18 protein-coding genes are annotated in these 19,906 nt (G+C 36.7%); 10 read left to right on the top strand and 8 right to left on the bottom strand.

Translation table 11 applies throughout. The annotated features are described in order from the left end of the window. Positions 1-584: 584 nt before the first annotated feature. A complete protein-coding gene (locus AN161_RS18425) occupies positions 585-1,010 on the top strand; it encodes a hypothetical protein (protein ID WP_053595806.1) in 426 nt (141 codons plus the stop codon). 52 nt (positions 1,011-1,062) lie between these two features. On the opposite strand, the gene AN161_RS18430 is transcribed toward AN161_RS18425, so the two are convergent. After that, positions 1,063-2,742, bottom strand: coding sequence for a hypothetical protein (locus AN161_RS18430; protein ID WP_053595807.1), 1,680 nt, complete (start codon positions 2,740-2,742; stop codon positions 1,063-1,065). A gap of 167 nt (positions 2,743-2,909) precedes the next feature. Here AN161_RS18430 and AN161_RS18435 point away from each other — a divergent pair, with 167 nt between their 5' ends. The 3 genes from AN161_RS18435 to AN161_RS18445 all read left to right on the top strand — a co-directional run bounded on the left by AN161_RS18435 (position 2,910) and on the right by AN161_RS18445 (position 5,907). Next, positions 2,910-3,569 (top strand): lysoplasmalogenase, encoded by a 660-nt coding sequence (locus tag AN161_RS18435; protein WP_241774600.1) that lies wholly within the window; start codon positions 2,910-2,912, stop codon positions 3,567-3,569. A 30-nt stretch (positions 3,570-3,599) separates the two neighbouring features. Continuing rightward, on the top strand, positions 3,600-4,829 hold the full coding sequence (gene pepT, locus AN161_RS18440) for a peptidase T (protein ID WP_053595809.1): 1,230 nt from the start codon (positions 3,600-3,602) through the stop codon (positions 4,827-4,829). Between the two features lie 115 nt (positions 4,830-4,944). Further along, positions 4,945-5,907, top strand: a complete 963-nt coding sequence (locus AN161_RS18445) for a multidrug resistance efflux transporter family protein (RefSeq protein WP_053595810.1) — start codon at positions 4,945-4,947, stop codon at positions 5,905-5,907. Positions 5,908-6,382: 475 nt separating this feature from the next. Here the strand turns inward: AN161_RS18445 and AN161_RS18450 are convergent, their stop codons facing one another. Next, a complete protein-coding gene (locus tag AN161_RS18450) occupies positions 6,383-6,814 on the bottom strand; it encodes a DUF4395 domain-containing protein (protein ID WP_053595811.1) in 432 nt (143 codons plus the stop codon). A 119-nt stretch (positions 6,815-6,933) separates the two neighbouring features. Between AN161_RS18450 and AN161_RS18455 the strand changes: the two genes are divergently transcribed. The 4 genes from AN161_RS18455 to AN161_RS18470 all read left to right on the top strand — a co-directional run bounded on the left by AN161_RS18455 (position 6,934) and on the right by AN161_RS18470 (position 9,446). Then, positions 6,934-7,641: a hypothetical protein gene (locus AN161_RS18455; protein WP_053595812.1), complete on the top strand. Its 708-nt coding sequence runs from the start codon at positions 6,934-6,936 to the stop codon at positions 7,639-7,641. A gap of 154 nt (positions 7,642-7,795) precedes the next feature. Beyond that, positions 7,796-8,287 carry an RNA polymerase sigma factor gene (locus AN161_RS18460; RefSeq protein ID WP_053595813.1) on the top strand — a complete coding sequence of 164 codons (492 nt, stop codon included), beginning with the start codon at positions 7,796-7,798 and terminating at the stop codon, positions 8,285-8,287. A 5-nt stretch (positions 8,288-8,292) separates the two neighbouring features. Then, positions 8,293-8,778 carry a hypothetical protein gene (locus AN161_RS18465; protein ID WP_053595814.1) on the top strand — a complete coding sequence of 162 codons (486 nt, stop codon included), beginning with the start codon at positions 8,293-8,295 and terminating at the stop codon, positions 8,776-8,778. Between the two features lie 23 nt (positions 8,779-8,801). Further along, on the top strand, positions 8,802-9,446 hold the full coding sequence (locus AN161_RS18470) for a hypothetical protein (protein ID WP_053595883.1): 645 nt from the start codon (positions 8,802-8,804) through the stop codon (positions 9,444-9,446). Positions 9,447-9,812: 366 nt separating this feature from the next. Here AN161_RS18470 and AN161_RS18475 read toward each other — a convergent pair whose 3' ends face one another. Then, on the bottom strand, positions 9,813-10,493 hold the full coding sequence (locus AN161_RS18475) for a hypothetical protein (protein WP_053595815.1): 681 nt from the start codon (positions 10,491-10,493) through the stop codon (positions 9,813-9,815). A 12-nt stretch (positions 10,494-10,505) separates the two neighbouring features. Then, positions 10,506-11,618 carry a dipeptide epimerase gene (locus AN161_RS18480; protein WP_053595816.1) on the bottom strand — a complete coding sequence of 371 codons (1,113 nt, stop codon included), beginning with the start codon at positions 11,616-11,618 and terminating at the stop codon, positions 10,506-10,508. Between the two features lie 79 nt (positions 11,619-11,697). Here AN161_RS18480 and AN161_RS18485 point away from each other — a divergent pair, with 79 nt between their 5' ends. Further along, positions 11,698-12,939: a hypothetical protein gene (locus AN161_RS18485; RefSeq protein ID WP_053595817.1), complete on the top strand. Its 1,242-nt coding sequence runs from the start codon at positions 11,698-11,700 to the stop codon at positions 12,937-12,939. Positions 12,940-13,017: 78 nt separating this feature from the next. Here AN161_RS18485 and nhaC read toward each other — a convergent pair whose 3' ends face one another. Next, the gene (gene nhaC / locus AN161_RS18490) at positions 13,018-14,463 is read right to left on the bottom strand and encodes a Na+/H+ antiporter NhaC (protein WP_053595818.1); all 1,446 of its coding nucleotides are present in this window, start codon (positions 14,461-14,463) and stop codon (positions 13,018-13,020) included. A 263-nt stretch (positions 14,464-14,726) separates the two neighbouring features. Then, positions 14,727-15,836 carry an amidohydrolase gene (locus AN161_RS18495; protein WP_053595819.1) on the bottom strand — a complete coding sequence of 370 codons (1,110 nt, stop codon included), beginning with the start codon at positions 15,834-15,836 and terminating at the stop codon, positions 14,727-14,729. A gap of 334 nt (positions 15,837-16,170) precedes the next feature. On the opposite strand from AN161_RS18495, the gene AN161_RS18500 reads away from it, so the two are divergent. Next, positions 16,171-16,428, top strand: coding sequence for a hypothetical protein (locus tag AN161_RS18500; RefSeq protein WP_053595820.1), 258 nt, complete (start codon positions 16,171-16,173; stop codon positions 16,426-16,428). Here AN161_RS18500 and AN161_RS30200 read toward each other — a convergent pair. Together AN161_RS30200 and AN161_RS18505 are read right to left on the bottom strand one after the other, a co-directional pair. Further along, on the bottom strand, positions 16,415-16,558 hold the full coding sequence (locus tag AN161_RS30200; RefSeq protein WP_198926912.1) for a hypothetical protein: 144 nt from the start codon (positions 16,556-16,558) through the stop codon (positions 16,415-16,417). The two genes, AN161_RS18500 and AN161_RS30200, sit on opposite strands and share 14 nt — an antisense overlap. Positions 16,559-16,741: 183 nt before the next feature. Further along, positions 16,742-19,765, bottom strand: coding sequence for a leucine-rich repeat protein (locus tag AN161_RS18505; RefSeq protein WP_053595821.1), 3,024 nt, complete (start codon positions 19,763-19,765; stop codon positions 16,742-16,744). Positions 19,766-19,906 lie beyond the last annotated feature (141 nt).

The following is a 19,906-nucleotide window of genomic DNA, read 5'->3' on the forward strand; positions in this document are numbered from 1 at the left end:
TCCATAAAAAGAAATTTGATTAGCTCAAATTGTTTTGCTGGCATCATGTTTGATGTCCAAAATTTTGTTTCGTTCACTAACTCAAGGTTAGCTACTAAAAACTTTATTGATTACGTTTTGCTTGTTCAGTTTTCAAGGTTCATTTCGTCGCTGTTTTCTCAGCAGCAACTCTTATATAATATCATGTCGCACATTTTATGTCAACAACTAATTTTATTTAATTTGATTGTTTTCAGTAGATGTCTTAGCGACTTTTATAATACTACACTCTTAATTTAAAAAGGTCAATACTTTTTCTAATAAAATTTTACACCTTTTTATTTCATTGAAAAGCTTCCTATATATTAACCGAGTTAATTTCATAAATTAATCCCCTAAATATCAAGGGTTCTAAAACAATAAAGAACAGGCACCTCCCCAAATTCGGTATAATGGCAGCGTCCAAACTAAACTATACTGAATGAGGGAAATGCCCTATCGTTTTGTTAAATTTAAGTATAAATTAAACAAAAAGACTCTTTCCTTTTCATATAATTCCATTAATACTAATAGATGACCACGATACGGAAAGGAGTTATATAAAAATGTCCTATGTTAATAAACATCTTGCTCGTACCTTAGAACAACAACATAAGCGAAGTGTAAGAGGTTTATTTTTAAAAATTCAAGACTTAAACAATGATTGTACATTATTAAGAAAAAGACTTGAACCACATATCGACTTAGCTGTTTATAAGGATGCTATTGATTATGTTAATCAATTCGTTTCCCACACTACCATCCTCAACTTAAAATTCATTACAAATACACAAAATCTAGAGGTCGTTGTGTTACATGCACTTTTATTAGCGCATATATTAGAAAACAAAGATTCTTATACTTTTGAATATGAACATAAATTACTTCAAGGGTACAGGCATGAAATATTTGCGTTAAATGATCATGCAAAGACACTTTATACTAATCACCAAGAAAAGATGCTTTACTATATGGAGTCTCAACCAACATAAAAAAGACGATCTTCGTAGCGTAGTACTACTAGATCGTCTTTTTATTTTTCTTCTATTGTAATCCTTTAATAATCAGTGATCGAACTGGCAAGAACTGCTCACCTGTATCACCATAAGTAAGAATGACATCATCGCCTTCTTGTAAATAAATTGCAAGTGGTTCTGTTTCTGCACTTACTAAATAGTTTTCCCCGTTATTTAATAAGAATGATACAACTGTAAAGTCACCGAGACGTTCTTTGTATACGCGAAGCACCTTTCCACTAGCATTTTTTTCTTCTGCATGTGAGCTGCCTTCAACCGTAGTTCCGCCTCGACTTAAGGCTGTTTTATATAATTTTAATGCCTCTTTAGGAGTTGTCGCATAAACGGAAATTTCAGGATTTGCCGCAGATACGATGAAATAATTTTGCAAGAAACCATTTGAATCAAGTACCGCTGTTAGCCAACTAGCTTCACCGTAAAAGTTATACAATACTGGCATTTCTCCGGTCCATTTTTTCTCTATAAATTTCTTCTCAATAATTTGCAAATTACCTTGTGAATCCATATAAGAAGAATCTAAATTCCCTGTATAATAGGTTGATTTACCTGTTCGAGCATTTGTTAAAGAATAGCCAAGCATTGAATCCACACCCTCTTTAGGACTCGTAAAGTCTGTGAAATAATACATATCACCTTTCTCGTCAAAAATCGGGCTGACATTTGACTCTGTTCCCTCATCAGAAGGAAGTTTTACATCTTTTTTACCAAACTTACTGTTCCAAAATCCGTGAACATAATTACCGAAATAGCTATTCTGTAAGCTTACTGTCTCAGGAGAAACAGCCCCATCAATAAACTCTGGGATATCCTCTAGCTTGATAACTTCTGATTTTCCTGTCAGCGCATCTACAAGCACTATCCCTTTTACATCGAAGCCGTTACGTCCTGAAATAAATTCACCATATGAACGGATGTAATATGGCTTGCCTTCATCATCTATTTCAAGCTGTACATCTCCATAAAAAATAAGGAGTGGATGTTGTAAACGTATATGACGCTCTAAATTTGCATTTAAGTAAGCAGAAGGAACATACTTCATTTCTTGCTCAACAAATTTAGGATTATCTGCTGAATCCGTTGCACTCATAATAAAATAACCAGGAGTCGTACTACCATTCATCCATTTAAAGAAACTGGAAAACTCAACTGGTGCTATATATACATACTCACCATTCACTTTTTGAATTTGTAAACGGCCTAGCTCATAATAACTTGTATTTGGTACTTGCCCGAACGCCTTTTTCATCTTATTGCGCGCAAATTTTGGAGGAACACTAGCTGGTGTTTGTGTTTCATCGAATGGTTTTATTTCAACCTCTTCCTTCATTTCAGCTGATTTGAATTTTTCGTTCGCATTCCATAAAGGCGCTGATAATACGTATACCGCAACACCTAAACTAGCTAAAAATAAAACACCTTTTATTTTTCTTTCAATACCACTTGCAAGAAGCGCGCCGCCTAATGTTAATAGAATAATAGCAGGCCAAAAAGCAAGCCAGTTTACATCCATTTTTGTCACATATACCGTTATACCAGTAGCTAAAAATCCTAGTACAAATATACCTATGAAAAAGTATCCAATTACCTTTTTGGATTTTCCATCTTCTCGCTTTTTCGTTATAAGCGGTGTTAATAAAACACTCGCAATTAGTCCAATGACTGCCGAAGCTATTAATAGCTTGGTCATTTCATTCACCCTCTCTTAGCTTACTGTCTACTTATTTACGGCTACATACTAAAAAAGTTTCATACATAAGATGATGAGTAGAGTAACCCCTTTGTGTATTTTCGTCAAAAAAGAAAATCTGAATAAAGGAAATTTTAACATAGATAAAGAATTTCAAAGAAAAGGAGATGAGAAATTTGTCTAAAAAAATTTTATTAACGTTTATTATTTTGTTTGGTCTTTATTATATTTTTTTCTTTTCCCATATTACAGAAAGCCTGATACTTATCTTTAAAGTCATTCCAATGCTATTAATCATTATTTTAGCCGCTACACCTAAAAATTTGGGCATTAAAAAGTATCAGCTACTGATTGTCATCGGACTTGTGTTTTGTATGATCGGTGACTATACGCTACAGTGGTTTCTCTTTGGGCTAACAAGCTTCTTAATCGGACATATTTTTTATATCCTTGCCTTCTCTTCCACTAATGAACGTCAAGTACCGACTTGGGCGAAGATTGCATTACTCGTTTACGGGGCAAGTATGGCTGTGTGGATTGCAGGTACAGTGTTTTCTTCAGGAGAGGTCGTACTTGGCTTCGCGGTAATTGCTTATATTTCGGTCATATTAACGATGGGTTGGACTGCGATTCGAACAGGTTCCACCTTGGCAACGATTGGAGCTCTGCTATTTATCGTATCAGATTCCTATTTAGCTATTAATAAATTTGTTATGTCTTTATCATTTTCACACGAGGTCATTATGTTGACATATTATAGTGCCCAAATACTTATTGCGTTAAGTATCTTTCAATATTCCGAAATCCGAAGTAAAGTGTTACAATAATTTAAACATACACATTAGGAGGCCATACTTATGAAAGAACAAGTAATCGAGCGTTTAATTCGTTATGCAAAAATTGATACACAATCTGATTTCACAAGCGAAACAACTCCTTCAACACAAAAACAATTTGACTTATTGCATGTACTAAAAGATGAACTTGCTGCAATAGGCTTAACTGACATTACATTAGATGAAAATGGTTATTTATTTGCGACACTCGACGCAAACACTGATAAAGAAGTTCCAACGATTGGTTTTTTAGCACATGTGGATACTGCTACAGATTATACTGGCACCAACGTTAATCCACAGCGTATTGACAACTATAATGGTGGAGCTATTCAGCTCAACGAAAGTCTAGTGATGTCGCCAACTGATTTTCCTGAACTTAAAAATTATGTAGGTCAAACGTTAATTACAACAGATGGTACTACATTATTAGGCGCTGACGATAAAGCTGGTATCGCAGAAATTATGACGGCTATGGAATACCTAGTAAACACTCCTTCTATTAAACATGGTAAATTGCGTGTAGCGTTTACACCTGATGAAGAAATTGGCCGTGGTCCTCATAAATTTGATGTGGCTGCATTTGGTGCCGACTATGCTTATACAATGGATGGCGGACCACTTGGCGAGCTACAATACGAAAGCTTTAATGCAGCAGGCGTAAAGGTTGTGACAAAAGGTACGAGTGTGCACCCTGGTTCTGCGAAAAATAAAATGGTCAATGCCATCACAATGGCAATCGCCTTCCAAAATGAAATGCCTACTGATGCTGTACCAGAAAAAACGGAAGGCTATGAGGGCTTTATCCACTTAATGGGCTTCAAAGGTGCTATCGAGCATACTGAGCTTTCTTATATCGTACGTGACCATGACCGTCAAAAGTTCGAGGCGAAAAAGCAATTAATGCTTGATGCTGCAGCAAAAATTAAAGCCCTATACGGCGAGGATGCTTTAAGCATTACAATTGAAGATCAATACTATAATATGGGCGAAAAAATTGAGCCTGTAAAAGGAATCGTTGACATTGCTCGAGCAGCAATGGAAAAATTAGATATTACTCCAAATACACTACCGATCCGTGGCGGTACTGATGGTTCACAGCTTTCTTACATGGGCTTACCAACACCAAATATTTTTGCAGGTGGTGAAAACATGCACGGTAAATTCGAATATGTATCTGCAGAAACAATGGAAAAAGCGACACAAGTGATTATTGAAATTGTGCAGCTATTTGAACAACAAGCAAAATAGTTTTTAGTTACGAAGAAGGCTTCACTCCTTCTTCGTAATTTTTTCAAATATAATAACTGAATTTTCAAATTACATAAAGGGATTTGGGGTATAAACCCGAATTGAGGTGACTTCCATGAAAGAAATTGCATTGGGCATTTTAGCTTCACTTTTTTTTGCCGTTACATTTATTTTGAATCATGCAATGGAGATGCAAGGAGGTAGCTGGCTATGGAGTGCATCCCTACGCTATTTCTTCATGCTACCATTTTTACTTGTTATCGTCTTCTATCGAAAAGGCTTTTCCCAACTATCAGGTGAAATAAAAGCACAGCCTGTAGCTTGGTTGCTTTGGAGCTTTGTTGGGTTCGTATTGTTCTATGCACCACTGACATTTGCAGCAGCATTCGGTCCTGGCTGGCTCGTTTCTGGAACGTGGCAATTTACTATTGTCGCTGGCGTATTACTAGCTCCCCTATTTGTTTCAGTAGTGGCTGGGAAAACAGTACGTCAAAAAGTACCGCTTATTTCATTACTAATTTCATGTGTCATTTTAGTCGGCATTTTACTTATTCAAATACCACAGGCACAATCAGTTCCATTTAAAAATTTAATGCTTGGCATTTTACCTGTTGTCATTGCTGCATTTGCCTACCCTCTTGGTAACCGCAAAATGATGGACATCTGTGGAGGGCGCATCGATACATATCAACGAGTTCTTGGAATGACCATCGCCTCGATGCCCGCATGGATTATTATGGCCATTTATGCAATGGCAACAGTCGGGCTTCCTTCGCTCAGCCAAGTGATGCAATCGTTGCTTGTAGGTATAAGCTCTGGTGTCATCGCGACAACTTTATTTTTCATTGCGACTGACCGTGTTCGCAATCATCAGGGCAAGCTTGCAGCAGTTGAAGCAACACAATCGACTGAAATACTCTTTGTCATTATTGGTGAAGTATTATTACTCGGCATTGCATTCCCAAATCCAATTGCTCTCGCGGGTCTAGGTGTCATCATCTTTGGTATGCTGTTACATAGCTACTATACGATGATACTAGGGAAAAAAAGTGCTGTTCAACAAACCACCTCTTCATAGCAGTTCACACATAGTGGGCTGCTTTTTTGGAGGAATTTATATGTTTATCGAAACAGAATTACGTTTTATCGAAACAAAATCTCATTTTATCGAAACTATTTAGGCATTTATCGAAACAAAATCTCGTTTTATCGAAACTATTTGGGCTTTTATCGAAAACTTATTCAACTTCCAATAAAAATCATATCTTTGGCAACAATTGCAGTTTCTATCAAAAAAAGACGACTCAATCACAATGGAGTGAGTCGTCGAGAGATTTTACGTTCCCAAAAAATGAGGGGGGTTTTAGGAGCGTTATCATGAACTAGCAAACTTCTGGAGAAAAGTAGCTAAAGTTCATCCTCTCTACACTGTATTGTAGACGAGGAATAATCTTTATACGATAATGATAATCATTATCAATTAAAAAGTCAACATTAATCTGAAAATTTCTTAAAGTTTTTTTAAAATTTCTTTCCTCTGAAAGGAATTTATGTCACAATGCCTTCTTCAGCGAACGACGATACTGCCATTGTTTTAGTTGAAAATGTAGAAAACAACCTATACAAAAGCCTGCAATTGCTATCGAAGAAGCTACAGCAACCATTCCCGTAAAGACATAGCCTACCACCTGCCATTTAAGCAAATAACCTAAAAATCCACCCGCTAAACAAAAGCTGGCAATACTCGAATTAAATTTTTGCTGTTGCGCATCCTCTGGTATATATGTAGACGGAGCCTTTTTTAGAAACAGCTTCCCTACTCGAATAATGGGATTAAAATTGCATAAAACGCCTAGTAAATTTGCTACTAAAGGAATGGCTAAAATCCAAAAGACACCTGTTACCCACGTTAGGATAACGCTTAAAAGAATCGTCCATTGATTGAGTCGAACGAGCGGCCTTGGAATTGCATGCGGCTGTGACATTTTAAAACCTACCTTTCAGATATGTTTAATGTATTTTACTATATTGCATTCCATTTGTGAAGCAAAAATTATTAATTTATAATAAACGTAACAGATGATTGAAAGAAAAGGTGATGACAATGCCAGCATTAACGATGGATCAAGTTCGTCAATTGAATTCCTATAGCATTTATACGACAGAACCAAAGCGTACATTATTTACATTAGCTGATATACATAAAGACTTTTACCATCCTGATTTTTTAAATCTGATGATGGGTATTACAGATGCAGCAACGGAAACAGCCGCTATTTCTCATTTTGCACGCCGCTACGGTATGTTTTTCGCTATGCAACTTTACATGCTTGCTGCTTATGACGAGGTGTGGAACGGTAAACCGATCGAGCTTCGCTTTGATGCAGCAAAAGAATTCAACAGCTTTACAGTCGCAATGTTTGTTAACCCAAATGATTGGCGTTATGTAGATGAGGATGAACGTCAGGCAGTTATTGAGAAGATTCTTTATGATGGGCATGTTATCGTTCAACAGCTTCGTAAAGTAACATCTATTTCCCCTCTCACTATTTGGGAGAATTTCTTTGGCTATTTACTTTGGCACTATCACATATTGCTTTCTAATCCTGGTCTAGCCGATCAAGCGATGGAAGACATTGAAGCTTTAGAAGACCCTAAAACATGGGCTCGTTTCTCCAACAAGTCGTGGTGGGCACATTATACAGGTGGTCAAAGCCCAACTGATTTAGTGAACGTTCCTGTACGAAAATCATGTTGTTTTTCTAAAGATATACCCGGTTTAATGGCTTGTGGCTTTTGCCCGATGAAATAAAAAAGCCTTACCTCTCATATGAAAAAGAATCCATTTTGATCAATTTTCTATTCAAACTGGATTCTTTTTATTTTTTTACTATTACTAAAAAAAGTTAAAACTTTTTCCAAATTGAGTCGTCTCTTTAGTGCGCGACATCTTACGGAGGATAAAAATGATTAATCGAAATCCATTTGAGGTGATTGAAGAGATTTACGAGGAGCATTACACATATTTGCGGAATTTTTTAATTGGATTAACTAAAAGTTATGACGTAGCCGATGACATCATTCAAAAGGTATTTGCAAAAATCTTAACAGATCCATCAAAAATTCAAGAAGTTACTTATATGAAAAGTTGGTTAGTAAAGGTAGCCAAAAATACACTTCTCGATCATTACAAAAAAAGAAAACCAGAGCTGTTTCATGATGAAAGTGTAATTGAAAACTTATTAATTGATAATCAAACACCCGAATCAAAGGCAATCATAAATTCCCAAATTATAACTACATTAGGTTATTTATCGACGAGTGATAAGGCCATTTTTTTAGCTAAGTTTCATTATGGTTATGATTACCAAGAAATAAGTACACTTTTGGATATACCTATCCCTACATTAAAATCCAAGATATTTAGAATAAGAAAGCAGTTGGCTAGAAAGAGGTGAAAAAGATGGAAGATTCCGAAAAGATTCATATTCTTTCACGGGAGTTAATCTCTGTATTTGATGAGCTAGAACAGGAAACACAAGAAGTGGTTTTGGAACATATTCAAAACTGTAGTGAGTGTAGGCAATTATTTAATGAATTAGCTGAGGGGAATTATCCGATGTTAGAACTGAGTGAAGAAGTAGAAATAAAGCCATTGAAGAAATTAGTTCAGTTTAATCACGGCCTTAAATGGTTATTTATTTCCATTAGAGCTCTCATTTTATTTTATATCCTATATTCTTCTTTTCATTTTTACAACTGGGAACTGTCTGCTGATGCGGCCATTGAATATATCAAAAGTGCCACTTTCATGTTCTATTTCCCAGCGGCTATTTTTTTATCAGTATTCACGATTGTTTTTTTTGCCAAAAGATGGATTATACTCTCGATTCTTTTTGATTTAGGGATTATATTTTTTTTAGACACACTGATATCGATTTTATATTAATACATGGGGTGAACGAATTGGGAATGATAGTTTTAGTTGGTTTCATTTTAGGCGCATGTATTTTCCTTTTTACTTTAATAGCTTTGAAAAAAACAGGAAAGTTCTACTTGGCTCCAATTGTGACATTTTTAATTGCTGTGCTTACTGTCCTGTACGGATTGTTCAAAGTGGGAGGCTTTGAAGGGATGGGTTTTGGAATTATTGGAGTAGGCATTTTGACAGCTGCCATAGGCGGGACGTCGTTACTTCCTTTCATGAAAGGTATAAAACAGTCTGAATTTAATAAAGTGGATAAATCAATCTTATTTATAGTCCCAGTCCTTATTTTTGCTATTATTGGTTGGACGATCACTTTAGATAAAGGTTATTGGATCAATGAAGAAGGCGTTATAGCGGCAGGTAACGATACTTCCTCCTACTACGAGGTATCTACAATTTCTGAAGGAATGAAACAAATTCATATTCAATTAGGCGAGAAATATGAAGGAAAGCATCTGGAAGTAAAAGATGTAAAGACCTTAGGGAACACCGAAATTACAGTTAAGGTCGGCGATAAGGGAAAAGAAACTGGACTCCCCTTTATAAAGATAGGTCTAGAAAAAATTGTTGAGCCACTAGTGGTCCAAACAACTGATGGAGAGATAATCAATTCTAAATTTAATAACTAAACACTACTTCAATGTAATTAATCGGGTCGGGCGCTATTGTTAGTGTAGTTAAATATCTTACATCGAAAATTAAACAACTATATTTTTAACCCCGTCCTAAACTTAGAACGGGGTTGTGCTTGTTTGAGCTTTTAAAATTAATTAACTTTATTGTTATTTTAATCATGGCTATAATACTATTTTGGATCAGCTTGTCACTCATACTAGTGATGAGGAGCTGTTGATTTTTCACGGAGAGTGGCGACTCCTGCGGGATTAGCTTGAGCGGAAAGCGCCAACTCGGAATGAAAATCAACTATTGTTTATTGATACACCTTCATTTATATATTATTCTTTTGTCGACAAGGTAAAGCTTTTTTCTTTTATTTATTTTTCATAAACGACAAACCAATCATTTTGATCCTCAAACATAGATGTACCTGTATAGCCCTGTTTTAAAAGTTGTTGTTGACCGACTGTATCGTCCATCGATATCGATTTCTTTTCTGTAAAGATTGGTAGCTCTTGTCGCAAGTCTTTATAGAAAATATATCGTAGCTTATCTACATACTTAATCTTTAATCCCTTTATCATTAATCCTTGAGAAAATTTATCTTTTAAGCTCGGGATATTATAGGGCTTTACTGTTGAGCATACATAATCATATTTTTCTAAATCAATATGGCCCATGACAACTCGGGCTAATGTTTTTTGTAATCCATAGCCACGATATGTTGGGGAGACGTTTGATATTTCTTGATATAAAACTCGATGAAATTCATCCTCGGTAATCCCACAATCATAGCCAAGGTGCTCATCATCGATAGGTGGGTTTAGAAGTGCGCGAAAGGCAATTAACTCATCCCCTACGTAAGCACCTATCATCATGCCATTTCCCTTTAAAATATAATCAAATTCCTCCGTGCTTAATGGCTGTAATATACTTTGGTCTGCTAAGGATGCATAAACCTCAAGCTGTAATTTTTCAATTTCTTGCAAATGCTGAAGGTTTAATGTTGTAACAAAAAACGGCGTTTCACCGAGCATACCTTCATAAATCTTTTCCATTTCGCCGCCTCCTTAGGCTGTTACAACTGTTGAGAATTTACATAATTCATTTAGGATTTCTTCATCTACGTCTACACCTAAACCTGGTTTTTCATTTAAACAGATAAATGGAACATCATAGTATAAGTTTCCGACATCTTTAGAGAATTTTAGAGGACCTGTTAATTCTACACTTGTCATTATTTTTTTAGAGAATGCTACATGGAATCCAGCTGCTGAGCCAACTGATGATTCTACCATTGAACCGATTTGACATTCAATGCCTGCCATTTCAGCCATAACTGCTAGTTTCATAGCTGGATAAATTCCACCGCATTTCATTAATTTAATATTTACTTTATCTGCAGCACGCTTTGCAATAATTTCGCGCATTTCACGTACACCGCGAAGTCCTTCATCAATCATTAATGATACATCCGATTTTGACTTCACTTCTACCATTCCATCAATATCTTCACTGTCTACTGGCTGCTCTAACCAATCGATATTTAAATCCTTTAATGCACGTAAGCCCTGCAATGTTGTTGACGCATTGCCCCATCCTTGGTTTACATCTACACGAATTGCGATGTCTTCACCAACACGTTCACGCACCGCTTTGATACGAGCAACGTCACGCGCTACCTCTGTCCCTACCTTCATTTTAAATGATCGATAGCCCACCTCTACACGGTTCGCCGCCTCTTCTGCCATCGCCTCAGGTGTTCCAATGCTCAGTACATGTGTAATCGGGAATTTCTCATGATAACGTCCACCTAGTAGTTGGTACACTGGAACCTGTAACGCTTTCCCCGCAATATCGAAACAAGCAATGTCAATCGCTGCTTTCGCTGCTGGCACATCCTTCACGATTTTGTTCAATTTATCGTGAAGTTTTTCAAAGGCCATTGGATTATCTCCAATGATCGCAGGAGCAAGCTGGTTCTTTAATACAGCATACGTGCTCTCCCACGTCTCCCCTGTCACGTGCTCGTCTGGTACTGCTTCACCATAGCCTACAATACCTGTGTCTGTCGTCACCTTCAAAATAATAGAAGGCATTGTATCATATGTAGCATAACTGATGATAAATGGATCAATAAGTGGTAAATGAATTGCAAAAATTTCTACTTGTTGGATTTTCATTTTTATCAGTCTCCTGTATAATATAGTTGTCGTTAATACGTCGTTAATCATTTAAAAAAATAAAGAAGGAACGTTGCCTATGTCTACTAAAATAGCGGTTATCTGCTCTAAAGCATTTATGAAGCGTATAAATAGTATCGCACAAAACATAGAGAATATTCAAATAGATTTTTACCTTTACAAGCAACCTACAGAGGCATCCGTTTTGTTAAAGGAAATTAAGCCATGTGATGCACTTTTGTTCGGGGGAACGTTGCCCTATTTACATGCCCAATCTGCACTGTCAGAGATGCCCATACCTTGGAATTATATAAAACAAGATGAGACGGCAATTTCCACTACTTTATTATCGCTTATAGCAAATCACGCTGTACCTTTAAATAGAATTTCCATTGATGTTATGAATCCAGATATTGTAGAAAATGTTCTAACAGAAATAGAGTATCGTGGTCCAAAACCGTATATTCAGCCTATATCTATTACTAAACCTACTCAATCTATATTGCAGTATCATATAGCTTTATGGGAAGCTAAAAGCATTGATTTTGTCATAACAAGTATTCATAGTGTGTTTGATGAATTACAGGCTCTTCAAATACCTGCAATGCGCATGTTAGATGCAGCTAACTCCATTATTCAATGCTTAGAAGAAACGAGATCCCAATCACTTCTTACAAAATCCGAATCTGTTAAAGCTGTTGTTGGGCTATTAGAAGCTCCTGAAAATAAACCTATAGACTCTAACATGTTAACGCAAATAACTACAGCTACTCATTCAACGTATAAACAAATTACGCCATACGCTTTTGAACTTTATACGACAGCTGGGCATTTGCAAAAGGCACTTGAAAAAGATGACTTGCAGAACTTATTACAGCAAACGGATAAGCCATTTAAGTTAGCATTTGGTTATGGTCACTCCATTTTTGAGGCTAACCAAAATGCCAAGAATGCATTAACATTTGCGAAGCCTTGTGAAATTTATATTCTAGATGAACATAAAAACTTACTTGGTCCCTTCCCAAATTCGGAAGTAAAGCTAGCTTTAAAAACTGACGATCCCTACGTTTTACAAATGGCAAAGCAAACAAGCTTAAGTCCATTAAACATTTCCAAAATTATTCATTTTAGCCGAGAGCGACAATCCGCTCAATTTACATCACATAATCTTTCAGAATATCTGCAAGTTACACGCCGAACAACAGAGCGCATTATTAAAAAATTAGTAGATCACGGCTATGCTAAAATAGTTGGTGAAGAAATGACTCACCAACAAGGTCGCCCACGCACAATATATGAATTGAACTTTGCAACCTATTAAATTATAGTTCTCGCAGATGCTTTTGCATCCGCGAGACTATAGTTAGCTATCAGAAGAGCGAAATTTTTGTCTCTGGAATTAGTCAGCCATGACCATATTAGCCTCATCCATTTCTTGCTCTTTTTTGTGCTTCTCTGCTGCTTCTATTTCTTCTGGTGTTAGCTTAACAATGGCAAATCCGATATATCCATAAATAATTGAAATAATAGGTACTGTAAAGTTAAGAATTGCATATGGTGCATATTCCATTGCGCCTACACCTAATGTCGCTAAAATAAACACTCCACAAGTATTCCATGGGACGAATACAGAAGTTAGTGTTCCCCCATCTTCTAACGCACGAGATAGATTTTTCGAATGCAAACCACGTTCTTGATAAACATTCGCAAACATACGTGATGGTACAACAATTGAAATATACTGCTCAGAACATGTAGCATTTGTTGTAAAACATGCGGCAATCGTTGCAGCAATTAGGCTTCCTGTAGATTTAGCAAACTTCACAACAACATTCATAAGCGCCTTTAACATGCCGGAATATTCTAACACCCCACCGAATGTCATGGCCACAATTGTCATTGAAACCGTATTCATCATTGAATCTAAGCCACCACGGTTAAATAGCTCGTCCACCATTTCATTGCCAGTTGAAATGACAAATCCTTCTTGTAAAGCATGTACGGCCATTGCAGGTGTGCCACCTTGCACAAAGATTTGTAGTAAGAATCCTGAGATAATTCCAACAATTAAAGCTGGAATTGCAGGGACTTTTTTCGCTACCAATACAATTACACCAACTGGTACAAGCAATAACCAAGGAGAAATAACAAAGCTTTCCTCCATTACTTTTAGTGTTGTTAAAATATTTTCTGATTTCATCGAGATATCTGCAAAGCTTCTTCCCATTATTCCAAATGCAATGACTGAAATAACTAAAGCTGGAATTGTTGTATAAAGCATATGCTTAATATGCTCAAATAAATTTGTGCCTGTTAAACCAGCTGCGAGATTGGTTGTATCAGATAACGGTGACATCTTATCACCGAAATATGCACCCGAAATAACTGCCCCAGCAATCATCGCTGCCGGAATGCCCATACTTAAACCAATACCCATACCAGCAACACCGATTGTTGCCATCGTCGACCATGAGCTACCAATCGCTAGTGCCACAACAGCACATAACAGCATTATTGTTACTAAAAACCAAGCTGGGGAAATTAATTTTAAACCATAAAAAATCATTGTGGCTACGACGCCACCGCCAATCCATGCACCAATTGTCAAACCTACTAAAATAATAATGACAATTGCAGGTAAAGCTAGACGTATCCCCTTATACATCATTTCCTCAATTTCTGTCCACTTAAATCCATGGATTTTGGCAACGATGGATGCTACAACTGTTCCAATAATAAGTGGTACGTGAGGGCTTTGCTCTAACACAACTACTGTAATTAGCATAGCTATAATCATTATTGCAAAAGGCAAAAGTGCCCAACCAGCATTAATATCCTTTTTCATTAACCCATCCCCTTTTTGCACCAATTGCCAATCTGGGTTGCCAAAGACGCAAATAATTTTTTACGATTTTTAGCTTAATATTCAAAAAATTAAAAGTCAACGCAAAAATTTTATGCTTCTCGAGCAATTTCGACTATTTTAGCGTAAAAAAACGCTTTCAAATAGCGATTACAGACAATGCAAAACCGCGTCCATTCATACGTTTGAACAAAAAAAAGAACTATATCAAAAGAATTTTATACTTTTGATATAGCTCGCTATCGTTATTCAGTTTTTTTTTCTAACACACAAGCAAGTACTTTCGCAGCATCAATTAATGCACTTCGTTCAAAAGTCATTTTTGGATGATGTAATCCGGGAGTTAAGTTAGCTCCAATACCAACCATCGTTGCTTTTAATTCAGGTTTTTCTACTGTATAAAAATGGAAATCATCACTTCCGGGCGTTGTAATTTCTTCAGCTAGATGCTCTTCACCAAGTGTTTCAATAATTGCGTTTTTAGCCATATGTGCAGCAACTGAAGAAACCTCAGCTCCAGGTGTAAAATCTAACCATTTCCAGTCCATGTCAATCTCAAACTGCTGTTGGATCGATTTTAAGCCAAACTCAATACGACTACGCAGTAATTCCAGTTGGTTATTACGCTGCGCTCTAATATCCATTGAGAAGCTCGCAGAACCTGGAATAATATTCGTACTGCCACCATCTGCAACAATCTTTGTTAACTTTGCAGAATGAGGTTCAAATGGTGATAAATGTATACTATTTAGCATTTGTTGCACTGCCATAATAACATCTATGGCATTTTTCCCTTGATGAGGCCTAGCACCATGGGCATCAGTGCCTCTAATTGTCCCTTCTAAAAAATAGGCTGCGCCATGATGAATAGCAGGCGATACCTTGCCAAGTGGTAGCTCTTCAATTGGTCTTAAATGAACACCAAATAAATGCGATACCCCATCAACAGCTCCACGCTCAAAGGCTGCACAAGCACCATTCCCAAGTTCTTCAGCAGGTTGGAAAATAAAACGAACACGATGTTGCAGTGGTCGATCTTTCAGCAGTAATAAAGCACCAAGTACCATTGTTATATTTGCGTCATGCCCACATGAGTGATTAGCTTGCCATTTTCCATCCACTTCCTGCCATAAAGCATCTATATCTGCACGTACAGCGACAATTTCATCACCTGTACCAATTTCAGCAATTAACCCTGGAACATCCCCTAACAAACGATAGGATACGTTTAACTCATCTAAAATCGACGCAATCTTTTTAGTCGTTTCATACTCCTTCCAGCTTACCTCTGGGTATTTATGAAAATGTTCAAACCATTGATAAATCGTTTCTTCTAATGTTACTGCATTTGACATAACTACACCTCTATACGTATTTTTGTTTCTCATTATACATGAAACTATTTCATAAAAGTACATAAGCATTTAGACTTATATACACACATATATAAATAGGTATATTTTATTAATGCGCCAAAGAAATCAAATATTGAAAAAATGAGGCTCATCACCAAAAGTTGTGGATGACATTTGTTCAAACGTATGCCCCTTATCTTCATTCAGTAGAAGACTCCTACCTCTTAAGGTGGTGAGATGAATACGGATGTGGTTCCCTTTCAGTGGGTGTCCAAACGCCTACTGAAATAGAGGAAATCAGTCTAAGAACGCCACGTCCTGGGGTAACGACTGAGTGACCAACATCGTGTTGGCCCGAGACCCTGGAGCGAGCATCGCGAGTAAAGCGGCTCATCGGAAGCCCCCTGGAAGCTTTGCTCTGTGCGAAAGCGAAGCGTCAGCAACAAAGCGCCCAGTCCAGTCGGAACGGAAATCAACCACACGCTATGATGATGATCCAAAAATGAATAATATATATAAAAAACAAAGGACTGTGTTAAAAGTAATTTCTACCTTTAGCACAGTCCCTCAAATAAATATTATAAACTTGTAAAAAAACCTTCTGGATATTCTTCATAATGTATCATTGTTAGTTGCTCCTCATTTTTTTCCTCTTCCATAGTAAATTCCAGCTCCTGATCCATTAAATACGTTTCAAATTTTGAGTTAAAAAACTTTTTCATTTAATCACTCCTCCCATTTAATTGAATTTTCTGATAAAAGAATTATACAATGACCTTTGTAAAAAAAGCAATAAACGATGCTCATTATGCATAAAAAATATAAAAACAATCTACTTTTTAGATCAAAATTTTATCAAAAAAGAGATGTATCAAATTATGATACATCTCCCTTTATGGTAAGACTTATAAACCGAGTGCTCGATATATAATCGCCGTAAATTCTGCACGTGTTAGGTTTTCATTAGGTCTAAAATTACCGTTTTCATCGCCTAGTGCAATGTTATTGTCTGCTAAAGCGGCAATATATTCACTCGCCCAGTGCGATGGATCGACATCCTTGAATGTACTATCGCCTTCTGGCGTTAAACCAAATGCAAGCACTATTACTTTTGCCATTTCGGCACGTGTTATAGAAGCATTTGGTCGAAATGCTCCATTTGAACCATCCACGATACCCGCTCGTTGTAGTCGTGTAATTTGTTCATAATTCACATGACTTTTAGGGACATCTGAAAAGGCTACAGCGTCTCGAATTGGTGCTGGTTGTAATGCACGGTCAATCATAAGCACTACGTGTTGACGTTGAATCATATCATTTGGTCGGAAAGTGCCATCTGGAAAACCTATAATAATGCATCGCTCGGCAACTTCTTTAATCATATCTTGTGCCCAGTTTTGATCAACATCCTTGAAAGTAATGTCACAACCGTGGCTTTCCTTCATCCATCGCGCATATAATGTTAGGTCTTCTGTAACAACATCTTTTGCAAAATCCCATGCTTTTGTGAAATTTTCATTTTTATACCAGCCGATAAATAGGTAGCCTTCCTTCTTCGGATTAGAAGGAGCTTTCACTAAAGCTTTATACGGCACTGTTTGCGATGGAATTTCACTGCCTCCATTTGAATCAAATGTAACCATATAGTCCTTTGTCCATTTCGCATACAACGTTATGTCTGCGGTTACTTTATCTTTCGCAAAGTCCCATGCATTGTTAAGCGCCGTTTCCTTATACCAGCCGTCAAAATGATAGCCGTCTTTCACTGGAGTGGCAGGGGTTTTCACAAGGTCGTTATAGCCGACTGTTTGGGGTGGCACTTCACTTCCACCATTGGAGTCAAAGGTAATTTTATAGTTCGATGAACCTCCACCAGAGCCTCCTGAGCCACCAGATCCTCCACCCGACGTGTTATCCTTTGTCCATTTCGCATACAACGTAACATTTTCTGTCACTACGTCTTTTGCAAAATCCCACGCCTCTGTTAAACCTTTGTCTTTATACCAACCTCCGAATGTGTATCCTGCTTTTACTGAAGTGGATGGGGTTTTTATTAATTCACCATATTCTACTGACTGGGATGGAACTTCACTTCCGCCATTGGCATCAAACGTAACGATATAGCTTGCTTTCGACCATTTGGCGTATAGCGTGATGTCTTTTGTTACGACATTTTGATGGAAGTCCCACGGTTCTGTCAGTTCTTTATTTTTATACCACCCTGAAAATGTATAGCCGGTCTTCTTTGGATTAGTCGGTTCAATTAACAGATTTCCACACTTAGTTGTTTCGGATGGAACAATGTTACCTCCATTTGTATCAAAGGTGACGGTACAATTGTTAGGTAAATCCCACATCGCATATATTGTCATTGGCTGTGGTACAGTGTTAGACCATTTTATAGTATAGTCCTCGTCTTCGAACCATCCATAGAATGTTTTTCCTTTCTTGTATTGCTGATCAAATGGAGTTTGGTCAGACAAGAACTGAGGCTTTCCATGAAATATTACATAATCTAGGTTGTTTTCAATAAAAGCATCATAGTGAATTGTCTCAACACTTGATGGAATTTCAATACTTGTTAATTGGTTATTTTTAAATACAACTCCATCTATTATTTTAACATTGGAGGGGTTCTCGAATTCAACACTTGTTAATCGATTATTTTCAAATGCTCCTTCATCTATCATTGTAATGCTTGATGGAATTTGTACACTTGTTAACTGATTATTAGAAAATACACCTCTCTTTATTTCCGTAAGTGTTGATGGGATTTCTATGTTTGTTAATCGATTATATGCGAATACATGTGTTCCTGTTGTTGTTATATTTAATGGGGTTTCGAACTCCACACTCGTTAATTGATTAAATAAAAAGGCAGCGTCCCCTATCGTCGAAATGCTCGAAGGAATCTTAATGCTTGTTAACAAATTTTGATGAAATGCGTATTTCCCTATCTCTTTTAGATTCGATGAAGCCCCGTAGTCAAACTCAACATTTGTTAATTGATTATAAGAAAAGGCCGCTTCTTCTATCGTTGCAACACTTGACGGAATCTTTACACTAGGTATTTGATTTTTCCTAAATGCCTTTTCACCTATCGTTTTAAGATTTGATGAGGGATCTTGCTCGAACTCTAACTTAATAATTCGGTTTTGATAAAATGCCAGTTCTCCAATCGTTTGAACACTTGATGGAATAGTAACATGTGTCAATTCGTTACGAGCAAATGCCTCCGCTTCAATCGCAATAACACTTGATGGAATCTCTACAGTTGTTAATTGATTGATAAAAAACGCGCCAGTCCCTATCGATGTTACGTTTGATGAAATATCTACGCGCGTTAATCGGTTATTCGTAAATGCATAATTCTGAATCGATGTAACACTCGATGGAATTTCTACGCTTGTTAATTGATTATTAGCAAAAACCATTGCTTCTATCACTGGAATATCTTCGGGAATCGTTACACTTGTTAATTGATTTTCATAAAATGCGCCGACCTCCATCGTTGTAACACTTGAAGGTATTTCTACACTTGTTAATAAATTATTAGAGAATGCATTATTTTTAATCGATGTAACTGTTGATGGAATCTTTACACTTGTTAATCCCTTCTCATTAAATGCTTTTTCTTCAATTGCTACAACTCGTTGTCCTTTAATCACATCGGGAATAACTATATCCGTTGATTCACCGGTATACCCAGTAATGGCAATACCGCCGTCCACACTCTTTGTTATATAATCATTATCACTTGAAGTGGCCGTTTCATCTTCGTTGTTTGATCCTTCGTTCTCATTTTTCTGATCATTCGGCATTACAATATTATTTTCACCATTGCTTGTCGCATAAACAGACACACTACCCAATGACAATTGAGAAAACACTAAAAGCGTGGCAGCTAATAATAAAAAGGCTTTTTTCATTTAGAAACTCCTTTCAACATATAGATTTATGATTTAGCAATAGATGAAAAAGAAATACTTAGAAGTATCACTACTATTACCACAAATACAAAATTATTTACTTTTTACACTAAACCTATACCTCAAATTGAACTTCTTTAA

Origin of the sequence: Lysinibacillus sp. FJAT-14222 (genome assembly GCF_001278875.1) — a bacterium.
Taxonomy (GTDB): Bacteria; Bacillota; Bacilli; order Bacillales_A; family Planococcaceae; genus Lysinibacillus; species Lysinibacillus agricola.

Coding starts and splice junctions, on each gene's coding strand:
- AN161_RS30200 (WP_198926912.1), bottom strand. CDS start 16,558: ATGAAAAAGTTTTTTAACTCAAAATTTGAAACGTATTTAATGGATCAG.
- AN161_RS18455 (WP_053595812.1), top strand. CDS start 6,934: ATGCCAGCATTAACGATGGATCAAGTTCGTCAATTGAATTCCTATAGC.
- AN161_RS18505 (WP_053595821.1), bottom strand. CDS start 19,765: ATGAAAAAAGCCTTTTTATTATTAGCTGCCACGCTTTTAGTGTTTTCT.
- AN161_RS18435 (WP_241774600.1), top strand. CDS start 2,910: ATGAGAAATTTGTCTAAAAAAATTTTATTAACGTTTATTATTTTGTTT.
- AN161_RS18475 (WP_053595815.1), bottom strand. CDS start 10,493: ATGGAAAAGATTTATGAAGGTATGCTCGGTGAAACGCCGTTTTTTGTT.
- pepT (WP_053595809.1), top strand. CDS start 3,600: ATGAAAGAACAAGTAATCGAGCGTTTAATTCGTTATGCAAAAATTGAT.
- AN161_RS18460 (WP_053595813.1), top strand. CDS start 7,796: ATGATTAATCGAAATCCATTTGAGGTGATTGAAGAGATTTACGAGGAG.
- AN161_RS18470 (WP_053595883.1), top strand. CDS start 8,802: ATGATAGTTTTAGTTGGTTTCATTTTAGGCGCATGTATTTTCCTTTTT.
- AN161_RS18430 (WP_053595807.1), bottom strand. CDS start 2,742: ATGACCAAGCTATTAATAGCTTCGGCAGTCATTGGACTAATTGCGAGT.
- AN161_RS18495 (WP_053595819.1), bottom strand. CDS start 15,836: ATGTCAAATGCAGTAACATTAGAAGAAACGATTTATCAATGGTTTGAA.
- AN161_RS18450 (WP_053595811.1), bottom strand. CDS start 6,814: ATGTCACAGCCGCATGCAATTCCAAGGCCGCTCGTTCGACTCAATCAA.
- nhaC (WP_053595818.1), bottom strand. CDS start 14,463: ATGAAAAAGGATATTAATGCTGGTTGGGCACTTTTGCCTTTTGCAATA.
- AN161_RS18425 (WP_053595806.1), top strand. CDS start 585: ATGTCCTATGTTAATAAACATCTTGCTCGTACCTTAGAACAACAACAT.
- AN161_RS18480 (WP_053595816.1), bottom strand. CDS start 11,618: ATGAAAATCCAACAAGTAGAAATTTTTGCAATTCATTTACCACTTATT.
- AN161_RS18465 (WP_053595814.1), top strand. CDS start 8,293: ATGGAAGATTCCGAAAAGATTCATATTCTTTCACGGGAGTTAATCTCT.
- AN161_RS18445 (WP_053595810.1), top strand. CDS start 4,945: ATGAAAGAAATTGCATTGGGCATTTTAGCTTCACTTTTTTTTGCCGTT.
- AN161_RS18485 (WP_053595817.1), top strand. CDS start 11,698: ATGTCTACTAAAATAGCGGTTATCTGCTCTAAAGCATTTATGAAGCGT.